This is a genomic window from Corynebacterium sp. HMSC04H06 (genome assembly GCF_001815935.1).
Classification (GTDB): Bacteria; Actinomycetota; Actinomycetes; order Mycobacteriales; family Mycobacteriaceae; genus Corynebacterium.
Window position 1 is genome coordinate 75,665 of the sequence record NZ_KV823406.1, and the last position, 17,166, is coordinate 92,830.

Genomic DNA, 17,166 nt, shown 5'->3' on the forward strand with positions numbered 1-17,166 from the left:
TAGGCAACCCCGCACAATGGTGGGGCGGATAGTCCGCTCGTCGCCAAGAACGTTAGGGTAGTGACATGGATGACACGAAAGAGTTGCGTCGCCAGATTTCACAGCTGGCCGACCGCAACGCGAAGCTCGCGGAACTGTTGAAGGATTCGCGCGACAAGCTCGGTCAGCTCGCCGCCGATGTCAACGCCTTGGCCGAGCCGGCCTCGACCTACGGCACCTTCCTGGGCTATAGCCAGACGCCTTCCGGCGGCCGCGAGGAGGCCGAGGTCTTTACCAACGGCAGGCCCATGCGCCTGAAGATCTCCCCCGAGGTGAAGCAGGGCTCGCTGCGGGTGGGCCAGCAGGTGCGCATCGGCGACGGCATCGTCGTGGTAGAAGGCGTGGCGGCCCAGCGCACCGGGCACCTGGCCACCGTGCTGGAGCGCCTGGGGACCGACCGCGCCCTGGTCACCAACGGCCCGGCCGACGAGGAGATCATCACCCTGGCGGAGTCGCTGCGTGAGAACCTGCGCGCCGGCGACACCGTGCTGGCGGATACGAAGGCCGGCATTGGCCTGGAGATCATCGCCAAGACGGAGGTCTCCCAGCTATCCCTGGAGGAGGTCCCCGAGGTCGAGTTTTCCGACATCGGCGGCCTGGACGCGCAGATCACCCAGATCCGCGACTCGGTGGAGCTGCCCTTCCTGCACCCGGAGCTCTACCGCTCCTTCCAGCTGCACCCGCCCAAGGGCGTGCTCCTCTACGGCCCGCCGGGCTGCGGCAAGACGCTCATCGCCAAGGCGGTGGCTCATTCGCTCGCCCAGAAGATGGGGGCGGGCGAGCCGAGCTACTTCCTCAACGTCAAGGGCCCAGAGCTGCTCAACAAGTTCGTGGGCGAGACCGAGCGCAAGATCCGCCTGATCTTCGAGCGCGCCCGCGAGCTGGCCGGCAAGTCCACCAACCGTCCGGTCATCATCTTCTTCGACGAGATGGAGTCCATCTTCCGCACTCGCGGCTCAGGCGTCTCCTCCGACATGGAAACCACGGTGGTCCCGCAGCTGTTGGCGGAGCTCGACGGCGTGGAGGACCTGCGCAACGTCATCGTCATCGGCGCGACCAACCGCGAGGAGCTCATCGACCCGGCGATCATGCGCCCGGGCCGCCTCGACATTAAGATCCGCGTGAGCCGCCCCAACAAGCAGGGCGCGCGCGAAATCATGCAGCGCCACTTCCCGGAGTCCATCCCGCACTCGGGCGACCGTGAGGCGCTGATCTCGTCGAGCATCGCGGAGCTTTTCGCCCCGCGCCCGTTCGTGAACTTGCACCACGCCGACGACTCGGTGACCACCCTGCATTACCGCGACTTCGTCTCCGGCGCGATGATCGCCAACATCGTCGCCCGCGCCAAGAAGCTGGCCATCAAGGAGTCCCTGGCGACGGGCAAGGAAGCGGCCATCGACATGCGCCACCTGTCCCAGGCGATCGCGGCCGAGCAGTCCGAAAGCGAGCACGTGCCGACGTCCACCAACCCGGAGGAGTGGGCCAAGATCGTCGGCGGCAACGCCACCAGGCAGCCCATCACGCACGTCGAATTGATTGGATTTAGGAGCCCCACGTGGCACATCTTCTAGGAACCGAGACCGAATACGCCATCGTGACGCCGGACCGGCCGGACTTCTCGCCGATCGTCTCCTCGACCCACGCGGTGGTCGCCTACGCGGCGCTGCACACCGACGCCCGTACGCGCTGGGACTTCGCGGAGGAGCACCCGCTACGCGACAGCCGCGGCTTCGATCTCAAGCGCTACCAGACTGTCCCGGTGGTGGACCCGCACGCCATCGGCGTGGCCAACGTGGTCACCGCCTCCGGCGCGCGCTTCTACGTCGACCACGCCCACCCAGAGTACTCCTCGCCGGAGTGCCGGAACGCCTGGGAGGGCATGCTCTACGACGCCGCCGGCGACGTCGTGCTGCGCAAGGCGGCCGCGGCCGTGGCCCAGCTGACGGCGCAGGACACCTCGGTGCTAAGCGATCACGAGCCCTGCCCGCCGCTGAAGTTCTACAAGAACAACGTGGACGGCAAGGGGGCCTCCTACGGCTCCCACGAAAACTACCAGTGGTCGCGCAGCACCGACTTTGACGACCTGGCCCAAGGGCTTATCCCGTTCTTCGTCACCCGGCAGGTGGTCACCGGCGCCGGGCGCGTGGGCCTTGGCCCCGAGGGAGAGGAACCCGGCTTCCAGATCTCGCAGCGCGCGGACTATATCGAGCAGGAAATCTCCCTGGAGACCACGCTCAACCGCGGAATCATCAACACCCGCGATGAGCCGCACGCCGACGCCCACCAGTTCGGGCGCCTGCATGTCATCATCGGTGACGCCAACCTGTCGCAGACCTCCAACCTGCTGAAGCTGGGGATGACCTCCCTGGTCATTGACGCTATCGAGGCCGGCGTGGACTTCAGCGACGTGCGGCTGGCCGATCCGGTCGAAGCCGTGCGCACCGTCAGCCGGGATCTCGAGCTCAAGGAAAAGCTGCCGCTGCGTGACGGCGGGCAGATGACCGCGCTGGAAATCCTAGCCGTTTACCGATCGCGGGTGAGCGCGGACACCGACGCCGAGCGCGACGTCCTGCGCCGCTTCGATGAGGTCGTCGAGCTTTTGAGTACCGATCCGCTGCAGGCCGCGCACCTGCTGGACTGGGTGGCCAAGTACCGCCTCATTAAGGGCTACCTCGACCGCGGCGTGGCGGCGGACGACCCTAAGCTGGCGCTTATCGACCTGCAGTACACCGACATCGACCCGGCCCGGTCTCTCTATCACGCGCTGGTGCGTCGCGGGCAGATGCGCACGCTGGTCAGCGAGGAAGAGATCGAGCGCGCCGCCGACGTTGCCCCGCCGGGCTCTCGGGCCGGCCTGCGCGGTGCCTTCATGCAGCACTACGCCGCGGATCTGGTTTCGGCGAACTGGCAGTACGTGGCGCTTCGCCGGGGTGATCTGACCACGCTTTTCGAGCTGGACGAGCTCTTAACGGCCGCGCCGGAGACCCGCGAGGCGATAATCCATGGCGAGCTGGACCTAGACCAGCTCATCTCCCGGCTTAAGGCCGAGGGAATTAGCCCGGAGTAACGTTAGAACTAGTAGCACGAGCCAAGCTTTATCTAGACGTACCTAACAGGCGCTGAGCCTGGGAAGGGAGAAGACAACACCATGTCACAGCAGAACCAACAGATTCACTCCGGTGGCGGCGACGACCAGGACGGTGCCGCCGAAGACGGCGCCGTGGGCTCCGGCCAGGCGCAGATTTCCACCAGCGGTACCGACGACCTGCTCGATGAGATCGACGGCCTGCTGGAAAACAACGCCGAGGAATTCGTCCGCCACTACGTGCAGAAGGGCGGTCAGTAGACGGTGAACCCGCTGTCGTCTAACGGCCCACAGCAAGCCCCCGGGCCTTTCGCGCGCCGGATTATGGGCATTGAGACCGAATACGGGCTGTTTTCCTCGTCCCCGGCGGGCCGGCGCGGGCTGGACCCGGATGAGCTGGCGCGCAAGCTCTTCCGCCCAGTGGTGGAGAAGTATTCCTCGTCGAATATCTTTACCCGCAACTCCTCGCGCCTGTACTTGGACGTCGGGTCGCACCCTGAGGTGGCCACGGCCGAGTGCGACAGCCTGACCCAGCTGCTCAACCACGAGCGCGCCGGCGACCTTGTGGTCGATGAACTCGCGCGCGCCACGGAGGACGAGCTGGTTGCCAGCGGCGAGGCTAGCGCGGTCTACCTGTTTAAAAACAACGTCGACTCGGCCGGCAACTCCTACGGTTGCCACGAGAACTATTTGGTCTCGCGCCACCTCGTGCTCAAAGAACTCAGCACCGCGCTGCTGCCGTTTTTCATCACCCGGCAGCTCATCTGCGGGGCCGGACGCATCAAGCCGGCGGCGGGGCAGGCGCCGGCCCAGTTCGTGCTCTCCCAGCGCGCGGACCAGGTCTGGGAGGGCATTTCCTCGGCCACGACGCGCTCCCGGCCCATCATCAACACCCGCGACGAGCCGCACGGGGATTCCTCCCGCTTCCGCCGCATGCACGTCATCGTGGGCGACTCGAACATGGCGGAACCGACCTTCGCGTTGAAGGTGGGCTCGGCCCTGCTGATGCTGGAGATGCTCGAGGCCGGCTTCGAGGTGCCCAGCTTCGCTATCGCTGAGCCCATCGCCCAGATGCGCGCCATCGCCGACGATCAGACCGGCCAAACCCCGTTGACCCTGGCGGACGGTAGCACCACCCCGGCCATCGAGGTGCAGCGCCAGCTGGCAAGCGCCGCAGCGCGCTGGCTGGACGAGCGCCCCGACGTGGGCACCCCTAACAGCGAGATGCGCCGGGTCGTCGACCTGTGGGAGCGGACCGTCACGGCCGTGGAGACGCAGGACTTCAGCCAAGTCGATCAGGAAATCGACTGGGTGATCAAGAAGAAACTCCTGGACAGCTTTCGGGCGAAACTGGACTGCGATTGGTCGCACCCCAAGCTGGCGCAGGTCGATCTGACCTACCACGACGTCCGGGACGGCCGGGGACTCTACAGCGTGCTGAGCCGCCGCGGGCTGGTCCGGCGGTGGACCACGGACGAGGCCATCGCGGCCGCCCGAGAGCAGGCCCCGGCCACTACCCGGGCCGCGCTGCGCGGGAAGTTCCTGGCCGCCGCGCGTCAGACCGGCGCCAACGTGACGGTGGACTGGACCAAGCTCAAGGTCAACCGGCCCGAGCCCCGCGTCGAGCAGTTCCTGGATCCCTTCGTTGCGGACGATGCCCGCCTGCAACCGCTGCTAGACTACATGCAGGAAAATCAAGGACACTAGGCAGGCGCTGCCCAGCCGGCGAGACCGGCAGGCGAGCGCGTGCCGCGGGGAAGGAGAGCGGAGAGAACTTGGCTGGTGCTACCGTCTCGCAGGGCTCGCGCCGCGACAGGGCCGTCGAGCGTTTGACCAATCTCTGCTTCGCCCTCCACGGCGCGGCCTCGAACGGCGGCAGCCCGGACCGCTCCGCCGCCTGGATCCGCTCCCACGTTGCGGGCTATCAAGACCTAGGCGACGAGGCCTTCCAGAAACAGCTCAGCCGGGACATCCGCAGCCTGCAGCGCGCCGGCGTTCCGGTCACGCAGTCAGCGTCCAAAGCCAGCGCAGAGCCAGGCAAGGACCGCAGCCTGTCGGTCTACCGCATGCAGCAGGCCGACTACCAGCTGGCTGAGGTCGAATTCACCCCGGAAGAGGCCATGGTCCTGGGCGTTGCCGCCGGGATGGGGCAGCCGGGCGGGCTGAGTTCGTTTTCCTCGTCCGCGTGGACGAAAATCGCGGCCTCCGGGGCCTCCCGCGACCTAAGCGGCGCGCCCGTATATACCGCGGACAATGACCTGACCCGCCTGGATCCGAACATCGTCCGCGACATTCTGACCACCGTGCGCAAGGGGCTGCGGATTAATTTCACCTATGTGCCGGGCCCGCAACAAAGTGCCCAGTCCCGCTCCATGGACCCGTGGGGACTAGTGACTCTGCGCAACCGCGTCTACCTGGTGGGCTGGGATAACGACCGCGGCGCGCCGCGTGCCTTCCGGCTGCTGCGGGTCACCGAGATCCGGGCGACCCGCCAGGCCCCGGAGCACGCCCACCCTACGCAGTCCCTGCAGGAGGTCGTGGAAGCCTCCCTCAACCGGGACGTCGTGGACCGCGCCGTGCTGCGCATCCCCGCCGGCCGCGCCGGCGAGCTGGAAGCTCTCGGGACACCAGGGGCCGACGGCACCGTGGTGCTAGAAGGCATCTCACACGACTTCCTCGTGCGCACGGCCGCCGGATACGCCGCGGACGTGGAGGTCCTCGAGCCGACTAGCGTGCGCGACGACATGGCCGCGCTGCTACGCGCGGCTGCTGCCACCGTTTCCCAGGACAAGCAGGACAAGGAGGCTCGCGACTAATGGCCGACGCACCCCAGAAACTGCACGCCCTTGTCCAGTCCCTGAACTTGATACCGTATTTCCGCAGCCACCCGAAGGCCACCCTCATGGAAGCCGCCCAGGACCTCGGGATGGACGTGGCTGAGCTCAACAGCGCGCTCAACCGCCTGTTTTGCTCCGGGGTGGGGCAGCGCACCGAAGATCTGATCGACATCAGCTTCGGTTACCGCGAGGGCGTGACCATCGTGGACGACCAGGGGCTCAACCAGGCGCTCCGCCTCACGCCCACGGAGGCCGGCGCGCTGCTGTTGACCCTGGAGTCGCTGGAGTCCATGCCGGGGCTCATCGACACGGCGGCGGTCCAAAGCGCGGCGGAGAAGGTCCGCGGGATCATGGACGATAAGACGCGGGCCATCTACGACTCCATCGCCCAGCCGGAGGAGGCCGAGTCGGCCGCCCAGGTGGCGGCCGCCCGCGCCATTGAGACCAAGCGGCAACTGCGGTTGCGCTACTGGTCAGCCAGCTCAAACGAGGAACGCACCCGTACCGTCCACCCGGCCCGTATCTTCATCTTCGACTCGCAGGTCTACCTGGTGGCCCGGGAGGAAGACAAGGGCGAGCACCGGCGCTTCCGCATGGACCGGATCCGCCAGGCCACAGTCCTGGACGACGAGGCCCAGCCCCATCTGCGTCAGCTCGACTTCGACCCGCGCGATCCCTTCGGTTTGGCCGACAGTGACAGAGCCCATATAGAGCTCAAGAAGGAGGCCACCTGGTTGGCCGATGACTACGACATCCGGCTGGGTGAGGATCTCGGAAACGGCTACGTAGCAGCCTCTATGCCCATCGGATCGGTGGAGTGGTTCGCCCGCTTTGCCATCGGGCATGCTGACAGGTTCCGGGTAATTGGCCCAGATTCGGTTAAGAATGCTATTGCGCACGCCAGCGAGGCGGGCCTGCGCAGATATACTGACTAATTATCCGCTGGCAACCTTTAGCAAGCCACCAGCGAATGCGTTAGGCTCTTAGGGGCAAAACAGCCGCTCCGCGGCGCCTGTGGAGGAGAAAGAGAGAAATACTATGACGGTCGGACCCGCCCAAATTGCCATTATCATCCTGCTGATCGTGCTGCTTTTCGGCGCGAAGAAGCTGCCGGACCTGGCCCGCTCGATGGGTCGTTCGATGCGCATTTTCAAGTCGGAGGTCCACGAGATGGGCAACGACGACCAGCGCTACCAGGACGAGCAGCGGCAGCGCCAGCAACAGCAGGGCCAGATCAGCCAGACCCCGGCTAGCCAGCAGCAGTCGGACGAGGACTTCTGGAACAGCCCGCAGATGCAGCCGCGCTACGACCAGAACAACCAGCAGGCACCGCGTCCCGATAACCACTAAGGCTTAAACCCCCCGTTCGCGGGACCTGCTCAATTTGTGTCGTGTTAACCAGGAAGTGTTCTAGAAGCGATGTCACCTAGCCCGAAGGGTTCTGAAGGCTCGCGGTCTCTGCCGCAACCGAGTGCTCGCGCCGGTGCGCCGGCGCGCCGTCAGCGCCCCCGCGGCGGCGCGTGGTTACGCCTGAAGCAGGCGCAGGAGGCCCGCCGGGCCAAAAAGAACCCGACGGGGGAAATGACGCTTATTGAGCACCTCCAGGAGCTGCGCCGGCGCATTGTCTATGCGCTGCTTGCCCTGGTTGTGGGCACACTCATCGGATTTTTCTGGTACCAGCACGCCCCGTTCGGCTGGTCCACGTTGGGCGAGATCCTACGCGAGCCGTATTGTGCGCTGCCGGCAGACAAACGCGCCGATTTCACCAACGACGGCACCTGCCGCCTGCTTGCCACGACCCCGTTCGAGATGCTCATGCTGCGCATCAAGGTCGGTGCCTTGGCCGGCGCGGTGATCTCTTCGCCCGTCTGGCTCTACCAGGTCTGGGCGTTCATCGTGCCGGGCCTGCACAAGAAGGAAAAGCGATACACCTTCATGTTCGTTAGCGTCGCCGGCGTACTCTTCGTCGCCGGCGCGGCGCTGGCGTACTTCGTCCTCTCCGAGGGCCTGGAGTTCCTGATGTCCATCGGCGCGGAATACCAGACCGCCGCGCTGACCGGTAAGGAATATTTCGGCCTGATGCTGACCATGCTCATCCTCTTCGGCATCGCCTTTGAGGTCCCGCTGATCATCATCGCGCTGAATCTGGTGGGGGTGCTCGAGTACGAGCACGTCAAGGGCAAGCGCCGCATCCTGTTTATCATCGTGATGATCATCTCTGCCTTTATCACCCCGGCCGATCCTTATTCGCTCATCGCCTTGTCGGGTGCCCTGTGGCTCCTCATCGAGTCGGCCTTCCAGTTCTGCCGCATCAATGACAAGCGCCGCAACCGCGAGCGCCCCGACTGGATGGACCTGGACGACGAGCAGGCCTCGCCGTTGGGCTCCGGCCCGGGTGCCGTGGGCTTAGCCGAGCCGGTTCCCGCGCCGAGCCCGGTCAACCCGCCGAGCAGCCACCCGAGCGCCCCGGCGCCCGCGCGTCCGGCGAGCGCGCAGGCCCAACCGCAGCGGCAGCAGAACAGCCGCCCGGCCCGCCCGCAGCAACCGGAGAGCGGCTTCTTCGACGACGTCCTCTAGCGCCGGGTAAGCTGGGCGGCTATGACGCAGTCGCATCTGGAATACTTCTCGCACAACCTGTCCTATTCGCTCGATGAGTTCCAGCTACTCGGCTGCCAGGCGGTAGAGCGCGGAAGCGGCGTGCTGGTCTGCGCGCCGACCGGCGCCGGCAAGACCGTCGTCGGCGAATTCGCGGTCTCCCTGGCGCTGTCCCGGGGGACTAAATGCTTTTACACCACCCCGATTAAGGCGCTGAGCAACCAGAAGTACCACGACCTGGTCGACCAGCACGGCGAGGACGCCGTCGGCCTGCTCACCGGTGACGTCTCCATCAACGGCGACGCCGAGATCGTCGTGATGACCACCGAGGTGCTGCGCAACATGATCTACGCGAAGTCGCCCGCGCTGGATCGCCTAAGCCACGTGGTCATGGACGAGATTCACTTCTTGGCCGACGCCTCCCGCGGCGCGGTCTGGGAAGAGGTGATTCTCAACCTGGACGAGTACGTCTCTATCATCGGCCTGTCCGCCACAGTGTCGAACTCGGAGGAGTTCGGCCGCTGGCTGCGCGCCGTGCGTGGCGAGACGGAGGTCATCGTCTCCGAGCACCGCCCGGTGCCGCTGGACCAGTGGATGATGATCGGCCACCAGGTCTATTCGCTTTTCGAACCCGGCACCGACGGGGAAGTCAACCGCGAGCTCATCCGCCGCGTGCGCCGCCTGGAGGCAGGCGATACGGACGAGGGCCGCGCGGACTACCAATCGGGTAAAGGCTTCCGGGCGCGCTCGGTCGGCGGCCGCAGCGGCGCGCGCCGTCCGCAGGATCGCTACCGCCCGCTGGGCCGCCCGGAAGTCCTCAAGGCCCTGCAGAGCAAGGACATGCTTCCGGCCATTACCTTCATCTTTTCCCGCGCTGGCTGCGACGGCGCTCTCTACCAGTGCCTGCGTTCCCGGATGAGCCTGACCACGCCGGAGGAGGCCGCGGAGATCCTCGAGACGGTCAACGCCGGGGTCGAGGGGATCCCGGAAGAAGACCTGGAGGTGCTGAACTTTAAGTCCTGGCGCACGGCGTTAAGCCGGGGTTTCGCCGCCCACCACGCCGGGATGCTGCCGGCCTTCCGCCACATCGTCGAAGACCTCTTCGTCCGCGGGCTGGTGCGCGCGGTCTTCGCCACGGAGACCCTGGCGCTGGGCATTAACATGCCGGCCCGCACGGTGGTGCTGGAAAAGCTCATCAAGTTCAACGGCGAGGCCCACGTGGATCTCACCCCGGGCCAGTACACGCAGCTGACCGGCCGCGCCGGCCGCCGCGGCATCGACACGCTGGGCAACGCGGTGGTCCAGTGGGCCCCGGCGATGGACCCGCACTACGTCGCAGGCCTGGCCTCCACGCGAACCTACCCGCTGGTCTCCACCTTCCAGCCCGGCTACAACATGGCCATCAACCTGCTGGGCATGCTCGGCTTCGAGGATTCGTTGCGACTGATGGAGAAGTCCTTCGCGCAGTTCCAGGCCGACGGCTCCGTGGTCGAGGAGACCCGGCAGGTTGAAAAGGCCGAGCACCGCGCCCGGCAGCTGCGCGAGCAGCTCGACGAGCTGATTACTGCGCTGGCCCCGCCGGCTAGTGATGCAGCCACCGCCCGCCAGGAGCTGCTGGACTATATCCAGCTGCGCCAAGAGCTGACCGCGGAGGAGCGTTCCTCCCAGGTCAGCGGCAAGGAGGAGCGCTCCAAGGAGGTCGCCACGGTGCTGGCCAAGCTGCAGGTCGGCGACGTCATCGCGCTGGCCACCAAGAAGCAGCCGCTGCTGGCAGTGGTCAACACCCCGGCTAACCAGACCAAGGATCCCCGCCCGTGGGTGACCACGGAGGGCGGCTGGTCGGGCCGTATCGATGCCGCCGGTATCGCCAACCCGCCCATCGTGGTCGGCCACATGAAGTTGCCCCGGCGGGTGACCAAGGCGCCGCGCAAGTCCGCGGGCTACGTGCAGAAGGTTTTCCAGCGCAACAAGTACCCGCGGCCGAAGAAGATGCGCCTGACCCCGCGCCACCGGCCCAGCAAGAAGGTGGGCGAGCTGCGCGATGCCATCCGGCAGCACCCGGTCCACGCCTGGCCGGCCACGGACCGGGAACAGTTGGCCAGCATGGCGCATAAGCTGGCCCGGCGCGAGAAGGACGCCGAAAAGCTGCGGGTCAAGATCACCCAGGCCACCGACACCCTGGGTCGCACCTTCGAGCGGATCGTCGATCTGCTGTCCGAGATGGACTATGTCGAGTTCGTCGGGGCCGGCGAGGACCGGCACCCGGAGATCACGGACGAGGGCGAGCGCCTGGCCAAGATCCACAACGAGTCGGATCTCTTGGTCGCGCAGTGCCTAAAGCGCGGGATCTGGAACGACCTGGACCCGGCGGAGCTCGCCGGGGTGGTCTCCCTGTGCACCTTCGAAAACCGCAAGGCCACCCGCGGGGAGCCGGAGGCCGCCTCCGATGCCATGGCTGATGCCATGAACGACACCTGGCGCATCTACACCGAGCTAGTTGTCGACGAGCAGCGCCACCGCCTGCCGGTCACCCGTGAGCCGGAGCCCGGCTTCGCCCTGGCCATGCACCAGTGGACCGCCGGCGCACCGTTGGGCTACTGCCTGGCCGCGGCCGCCGAGTGCGGCGCGGAGCTGACCCCTGGCGACTTCGTGCGCTGGTGCCGCCAGGTGGTGGACCTGCTCCAGCAGGTCGCCAAGACCGGCTACGAGGACGGAATCCGCACCAACGCCCGCCGGGCGATGGACGCTATCCAGCGCGGCGTCGTGGCCATCGGCGCTTAAGACCCCACCAGCTCGGCCTTTATCCCCCGGCGGCCCTATTTAGCCGAGCCCAGCCTCTATTTAGTAGGGCTCAGTGCACAACGCCGCGGCGGCGGCGCGGATGGCCGGCAGATGCGGTGCGAGCACGCTGACCGTGGCCACCCCGAGGTTGGTCCCGAAAGGATCCGCGATAAGTGACTGCGTGGCGACGATGGTGCCGTCCGCAATGACCGGTCCGCCGGAGTCGCCCTTGACCGCCGGGGGAGCGTTGCGCACCAAGGTCGCGGGCCGCACGACAGTGCGCAGGTTGCGCCCGAACGCTAGGGGAAGGCCGAAGAGGACCTGACCCCAGCGGGGTTGGGCCTGCTGGCGCCCGGTGGCCCCGTCCAGCCCGCCGAATCCGTAGGTGGTGACCTTCTGGCCCCACTCGGGCCGGACCGCGGATAGCCCGAGCAGGGCCGGCGCCTCTACTGGGTGGTGAAGGAGGGCGAGGGCGCAGTCGGTGCCGTCGATGGTGCGCACCGCCAGGATCCGGCGGCGCCACTTCTTGCCGCCGGTAAACCCGGTGACTTGGTAGCCGCGCCGCGGGGCGGTGCGGAAGAAGTGCGCGCAGGTAAGCACCAGGCGGGTGCTTCTTGGACCGTCGGCAGCATGGCCGGTGCCGCTGTGCGGCTCGGCGATGAGAATGCCGAAGCAGACCCGGTTGCGCTCGTTGAGGCGCACGGTGGTGGAGCTGGCAATTTCTTCCAACTGGTCGAAGGAGTCATCCATGGGCGGTTACACTGTTGTCCTATGAGTGAAAATTCTTTTGCTTTCCCTTCCGAAGTCTATCGAAACCGGATCGCTGCGGCGCAGCAGCAAGCGCGCACGAACGACGTGGCCGCGCTGGTGATTAGCCCGGGCGCCGAGTTCGCCTATTTCACCGGTTCCTGGATGAGCTCGCATGAGCGTTTCAGCGCCCTGGCCATCCCGGCCGAGGGGGAGGCCTTCCTGCTGGCGCCGGCCACCGATGGCGCGGAGCTGGCCGCCGCCCCAGTCGCGGAGCTCAACCTGGCCTTTCACGGCTGGCAGGACGGCACCGACGCCCACGCGCTGGCGGCGGATAAGCTGCGCGAAGCCCACGGCGCGGCGGCCGAAGACGGTGCGCGCCTGGCGGTCTCCGGCGGGATGGACGCCGCGCACCTGCTGGGCCTGCAGGCCCAGTTCCCGTCCGCGCTGTGGGTGGCCGCCGATCAGGTCATCGGCGCGTTGTTCTCCCGCAAGGACGACGAGGAGATCGCGCAGCTGCGCGCGGCCGCGCTGGCTATCGATGCCGTCCACGCCCGCGTGCCCTCGCTGCTGCAGCCCGGAGTGACCGAGCAGCAGGTGGCGGACCAGCTTGAGGAGCTAATCCTGCAGGAGCACGACGCGGTCGACTTCGTCATCGTCGGCTCCGGCCCCAACGGCGCGAACCCGCACCACAGCTTCTCCGAGCGCGTCATGAGCGACGGCGATCCGGTGGTCGTGGACATCGGAGGCACCTTCGGCGCCGGCTATCACTCGGACTGTACCCGCACCTACGTGGTCGGCGGCGACGCCTCCCGTGCGCCGGAGGACTTCCAGGCCGCCTACGAGGTGCTACGTCAAGCCCACGCCGCCGGCATGCAGCAGGCCCGCCGCGGGGCCATCGCGGGCAGCGTTGACGATGCCTGCCGCACGGTCATCACGGACGCCGGCTGGGGCGAGTACTTCACACACCGGACCGGGCACGGTATCGGCCTGTCCACGCATGAGGAGCCGTTCATCGCCGCCGGCAACGACTTGGAGCTGGCCGAGTCGATGACCTTTTCCATCGAGCCCGGCATCTACAAGGAAGGCGAGTGGGGCATGCGCCTAGAAGACATCGTCACCATCAACGGCGACGGCGTGGCCGAGAGCCTGAACGAGGGCGAGCGCGACCTGCGATGAGCGCGCAGAACACCACCGCCGACCACGCTGGCTCCGCGCCCCGGGTCCCGGGCGCTGTCCTGGTGCTGGGCGGGCGCTCGGATATCGGCACGGAGATCGCCGCGCTGCTCGCGCCCGGGCGCCGGGTGGTCCTCGCCGCCCGCGGTGACGAAGGCATGGATGACCAACGCGCCCGCCTGCGGGCTGCTGGCGCGCGGGAGGTCGACTTCCTCGACTTCGACGCGCTGGACATGGACAACCACCGCGCCGTGGTGCGCCAGGCTCGCGAGCTCGCCGGCGAGATCACCACGGCCGTAGTGGCCTTCGGGATCCTGGGCGACCAGGAGCGCGCCGAGGCCGACGAGTCCCACGCAACGTATATAGCCCAGCTGGATTACACCGCGCAGGTTTCCATGCTGACCGTGCTCGCCGATGAGATGGAGCGCGGGCACATCGTCGCGTTTTCCTCCATCGCCGGGTGGCGCACCCGCCGCGCCAACTACGTCTACGGTTCTACGAAGGCCGGTTTGGACGCATTCTGCCAGGGGCTGGCGGACCGCCTGCACGGCGGGCCCCTGGCGCTGATCACGGCCCGCCCCGGCTTCGTCATCGGCTCCATGACCGAGGGCATGAAGCCCGCGCCGCTGTCCGTGACCCCTGACGTGGTGGCACGTTACGTCGTCGACGCCATCGGTAGGGAAGCGGACAAGGCCGCTGCTGGTGGCGCCTTGGCCAGCCGGACGCTGTGGGTCCCGGTCACGCTGCGATTCCTGGCGTGGGTGATGGCGCTCGTGCCGCGCCCCATCTGGCGGCACATGCCGCGCTAGCCCATGGGGCTGACCATGCCTTCCGGGCTGACCACGCTGGCGTCGAAGATGAAGCCGCGGGGTGCCATCACGCGCAGCACGACGTCGGCGTCGCCCTCGGCGAGGCCGTGCAGGACGAGCCCACCGAAGGGCGTGACGGTAATCGGCACGCCCAAATGCCCCAGCAGCGTGGCGTATTCGGCCGGCAGCACGCCGTCGGGCAGAGCAGTGCCCAGGTCCACGAGCCCGTCGTCGCAGTGATCCGCCAGCCACCCGATGGGCCCGACCGAGCCGGTGTTCGCAGGGAGATCACCCGTGCCAGCCGCACCAGCCCCATAGGCGGCGTCGGCAGCTTCCTGCTGGAGAAGCTCCCGGACGTGCTCCCAGGCCTCTTCCGGCTCGGCGTGGTGGGCCAGCTCCTCAGCCTCGCGGAAGACAGTAAAGGAGGACTCGGCCAGGGCTACCCGGACTCGGGCGGGCACCGCGCGCAGCTGCTCGTCCTCGGTGCTGATAGCCACGCGGGGCGCGCCGGCCGGGCTGGCGGACTCCTCGTCGCCTAAGCGGTCGGCGAGCCCGCGGGCGAATTCGCGGGCGGTAGGAGACAGGGGAGAGGCAAGAATCTGGTGAGCACTGCCCGGCCACGACAGCTGGCCCAGGCTGTGTGCTACGGCCTCCTCGTCCTGGATGCCGCGCAGGGCGACTCGGCTCCACGCGCCCAGATAAACCTTGCCGTCGGCATAGTCGTAGGCCGTTTTCCCGAGCGCGAACCAGTCGTCCGGGCGGGTAAGCCCGCCGGGGATGAAGGTATCAGCGGCCGGCGCGGAATCAGAGTGAGAGAAATTCAGCAATGCCATAGGCAGTAGTCTAATTGCCGTCGCCGTGTGCAAGTCTTACCGATGCCTTCGCGCCTGTTCCGCATTCTCCAGTCAGGCAGGTAGGCTAGGGAATTATGCCGTTTCTGCTGTTTGTTGCCTACTTGGTTCTGGAAACCCTGACTTTTTGGGCTGTGGTCTCCCTCATTGGTGTGGGCTGGGCGCTAGTCGCCTTGTTCGCCACGATGTTCTTCGGGATGTCCATCGCCGGCTGGGAGGCGCGCCGGATCATGAGTTCCAAGGTTGTGCGCCAAGAAGACGGCACCGCCGTTATGCAGGACGATACCCCGGGCAAGACCGCCGGTAACGTCGGCCTGACCATGGTCGGCGGCATCCTGCTCACGCTGCCGGGATTTTTCACCACGCTGGTGGGCCTGCTCTTTCTCTTCCCGCCGACCCGGGCGGTGCTGCGCGGCTTCATCGCCTTCCGCCTGGTGCGTTCCGTGGAGAACTTCGGCGTGCGCCTCTACGACCGCAGCCCGATGTCGCAGCAGCACGACAGCTACGGCAGCTTTAGCGGTCCTGCCGGCGGCGCAGACGCGGCGCATGAGCCGACCGTGCTCGAGGAAGAAGAGATCCGCCGCTGGTCCGAAAACGCTAACCCGTCCGACTTCGGTGAGCCGGACACGGGCGATAGAGATGGCGACGACGGCGAGACCCCGGGGGATAAGCGCTAGTGTGGCGACTACTTGCCCGGTGGCTACTGGCGGCCGGGTCGGGGGCGGTGGTCTATACCGGCTACGCCCCGCTGAATTGGTGGCCTATGGCCTGTGTGGGCATCGCCCTGTTCTATTTCAGCCTGTCCCCATGGCGCGGGGAGCGCGTCTCGCTGCGCTTGGGCGCGGGACTGGGGTTTGTCCACGGTTTTGCTACCTACGCGCTGTTGCTGCCGTGGATCGGGGAGCTGGTCGGTAACACACCCTACCTGGCCCTGGCGGCGGCGCTGAGCCTCTACGCCATCCTGACCGGGCTGTGCGGGGCAGCAATAGCGCGTTGGCGCTTTGGCTTCCTTGCCTTCCCGTTTATCTATCTTGCCGTCGAGTTTGTGCGCTCATCGGTACCTTTTGGCGGCTTCGCCTGGGTGCGCCTGGCGTGGGGACAGGTCAACGGCCCCCTAGCACAGCTGGTCCAGTGGGGCGGGCCCGCGCTAGTGACAGTGACGGCCAGCCTGCTTGGCACGAGCCTGGTGGCGGTCTGGTCGCGGCGCCACGCCGTTCGCTTCACGGCCATTGGCGTTATCGTGGCGGTCTTTGCCGCCAGCTTCGTCGCCGGCTGGACCCGCGGCACGGCCGGCCACGAGACCGGGCGGGTGACCGTCGCAGCCGTGCAGGGCAACGTCCCTCGCATGGGCCTGGACTTCAACGCCCAGCGCCGCGCGGTCCTCAACAACCACGTGCGGGTGACCAAGCAGCTAGCGGAAGACGGCCATGAGCCGGACCTGGTCATCTGGCCGGAGAATTCCTCGGACGTCAACCCCTTCACAGACGAGGAGGCCCGCGCCTCCATCGAGAGCGCCGTCGAGGCCGTCGGCGTGCCGATCCTGGTCGGTACCTTGACTTACGATCAGGTCGGCGCGCGCAACACCATGCAGGTCTTCGAGCCGGGCGGGCACCCGGGCGATCGCCACTACAAGAAGTACCTGCAGCCTTTCGGTGAGACCATGCCCATGCGGGATTTTTTCGCCAAGTTGTCCGATTACGTGGAGCTGGCAGGTGACTTCAAACCCGGCGACGGCAACGGCGTGGTGAACATGGCCGGCGTTGCGGTTGGCGTTGCCACCTGCTACGAGGTCATCTTCGACCAGGCTTTCCGCACCGCGGTGCAGTCTGGCGCGCAGATCCTGACCACCCCGACCAACAACGCCACCTTCGGCTTTTCTGACATGACCTACCAGCAGCTGGCCATGAGCCGCATGCGGGCGCTGGAAACCGATCGTGCGGTGGTGGTCCCGGCGACCTCCGGTGTCTCCGCCATCGTGCACCCGGACGGGAAGATCAGCCAGGAGTCCAATATCTTCGAGGCCAAATACCTGGTTGAGGACCTGCCACTGCGCAGCGGCGAGACGCTTGCGGTACGCTTTGGTTCGATCCTAGAACTGGCCATGGTTATTATTGGTGGAGTATTAACGCTGGCTGCCCTGATCTCTGCCGGCTCCCGGCGGTCGGCCGCCGCGAGCCCCACGGCCGCAAGGGCGAAGAAGAAGACCCGCTCCACGCGGGCCAAGAAGTAGAAGGAGTCTCCCACTC

The 17,166-nt window shown here is 66.9% G+C and carries 15 protein-coding genes; 13 read left to right on the forward strand and 2 right to left on the reverse strand.

Annotation, left to right across the window (positions count from 1 at the left end):
• Nucleotides 1-65 precede the first annotated feature (65 nt).
• From arc to HMPREF3067_RS01960, 9 genes are all read left to right on the forward strand, one after another.
• Complete coding sequence (arc, locus tag HMPREF3067_RS01920; RefSeq protein ID WP_070768052.1) at nt 66-1,610, forward strand: proteasome ATPase; 1,545 nt, start codon at nt 66-68, stop codon at nt 1,608-1,610.
• Nucleotides 1,595-3,106, forward strand: coding sequence for a depupylase/deamidase Dop (gene dop, locus HMPREF3067_RS01925; protein WP_070768053.1), 1,512 nt, complete (start codon nt 1,595-1,597; stop codon nt 3,104-3,106). Before arc ends, dop begins: the two co-directional genes overlap by 16 nt.
• Before the next feature lie 81 nt (nt 3,107-3,187).
• Nucleotides 3,188-3,385 carry a ubiquitin-like protein Pup gene (locus HMPREF3067_RS01930; protein ID WP_070768054.1) on the forward strand — a complete coding sequence of 66 codons (198 nt, stop codon included), beginning with the start codon at nt 3,188-3,190 and terminating at the stop codon, nt 3,383-3,385.
• Between the two features lie 63 nt (nt 3,386-3,448).
• A complete protein-coding gene (pafA, locus tag HMPREF3067_RS01935; protein WP_070768055.1) occupies nt 3,449-4,831 on the forward strand; it encodes a Pup--protein ligase in 1,383 nt (460 codons plus the stop codon).
• 68 nt (nt 4,832-4,899) lie between these two features.
• Complete coding sequence (locus HMPREF3067_RS01940) at nt 4,900-5,940, forward strand: helix-turn-helix transcriptional regulator (protein WP_070768056.1); 1,041 nt, start codon at nt 4,900-4,902, stop codon at nt 5,938-5,940.
• Entirely contained in the window at nt 5,940-6,896 is a 957-nt protein-coding gene (locus HMPREF3067_RS01945) for a helix-turn-helix transcriptional regulator (RefSeq protein WP_070768057.1), read from the forward strand. Before HMPREF3067_RS01940 ends, HMPREF3067_RS01945 begins: the two co-directional genes overlap by 1 nt.
• A gap of 103 nt (nt 6,897-6,999) precedes the next feature.
• Nucleotides 7,000-7,311 carry a Sec-independent protein translocase subunit TatA gene (gene tatA / locus HMPREF3067_RS01950; RefSeq protein ID WP_070768058.1) on the forward strand — a complete coding sequence of 104 codons (312 nt, stop codon included), beginning with the start codon at nt 7,000-7,002 and terminating at the stop codon, nt 7,309-7,311.
• A 231-nt stretch (nt 7,312-7,542) separates the two neighbouring features.
• On the forward strand, nt 7,543-8,538 hold the full coding sequence (tatC, locus tag HMPREF3067_RS01955; protein WP_070768059.1) for a twin-arginine translocase subunit TatC: 996 nt from the start codon (nt 7,543-7,545) through the stop codon (nt 8,536-8,538).
• A 21-nt stretch (nt 8,539-8,559) separates the two neighbouring features.
• On the forward strand, nt 8,560-11,337 hold the full coding sequence (locus tag HMPREF3067_RS01960; protein ID WP_070768060.1) for a DEAD/DEAH box helicase: 2,778 nt from the start codon (nt 8,560-8,562) through the stop codon (nt 11,335-11,337).
• A 60-nt stretch (nt 11,338-11,397) separates the two neighbouring features.
• Here the strand turns inward: HMPREF3067_RS01960 and HMPREF3067_RS01965 are convergent, their stop codons facing one another.
• Entirely contained in the window at nt 11,398-12,087 is a 690-nt protein-coding gene (locus HMPREF3067_RS01965) for a serine protease family protein (protein ID WP_070768061.1), read from the reverse strand.
• A gap of 21 nt (nt 12,088-12,108) precedes the next feature.
• On the opposite strand from HMPREF3067_RS01965, the gene HMPREF3067_RS01970 reads away from it, so the two are divergent.
• Both HMPREF3067_RS01970 and HMPREF3067_RS01975 read left to right on the forward strand, forming a co-directional pair.
• The gene (locus tag HMPREF3067_RS01970) at nt 12,109-13,263 is read left to right on the forward strand and encodes a M24 family metallopeptidase (RefSeq protein ID WP_070768062.1); all 1,155 of its coding nucleotides are present in this window, start codon (nt 12,109-12,111) and stop codon (nt 13,261-13,263) included.
• Entirely contained in the window at nt 13,260-14,069 is an 810-nt protein-coding gene (locus tag HMPREF3067_RS01975; RefSeq protein ID WP_070768063.1) for an SDR family oxidoreductase, read from the forward strand. Before HMPREF3067_RS01970 ends, HMPREF3067_RS01975 begins: the two co-directional genes overlap by 4 nt.
• Here the strand turns inward: HMPREF3067_RS01975 and HMPREF3067_RS01980 are convergent.
• On the reverse strand, nt 14,066-14,902 hold the full coding sequence (locus HMPREF3067_RS01980) for a hypothetical protein (RefSeq protein WP_070768064.1): 837 nt from the start codon (nt 14,900-14,902) through the stop codon (nt 14,066-14,068). The genes HMPREF3067_RS01975 and HMPREF3067_RS01980 overlap by 4 nt on opposite strands.
• 95 nt (nt 14,903-14,997) lie before the next feature.
• Between HMPREF3067_RS01980 and HMPREF3067_RS01985 the strand changes: the two genes are divergently transcribed.
• The gene (locus HMPREF3067_RS01985) at nt 14,998-15,597 is read left to right on the forward strand and encodes an FxsA family protein (protein ID WP_070768065.1); all 600 of its coding nucleotides are present in this window, start codon (nt 14,998-15,000) and stop codon (nt 15,595-15,597) included.
• Entirely contained in the window at nt 15,597-17,150 is a 1,554-nt protein-coding gene (lnt, locus tag HMPREF3067_RS01990; protein WP_070768066.1) for an apolipoprotein N-acyltransferase, read from the forward strand. The genes HMPREF3067_RS01985 and lnt overlap by 1 nt, the downstream gene beginning before the upstream one ends.
• Nucleotides 17,151-17,166: the final 16 nt, after the last annotated feature.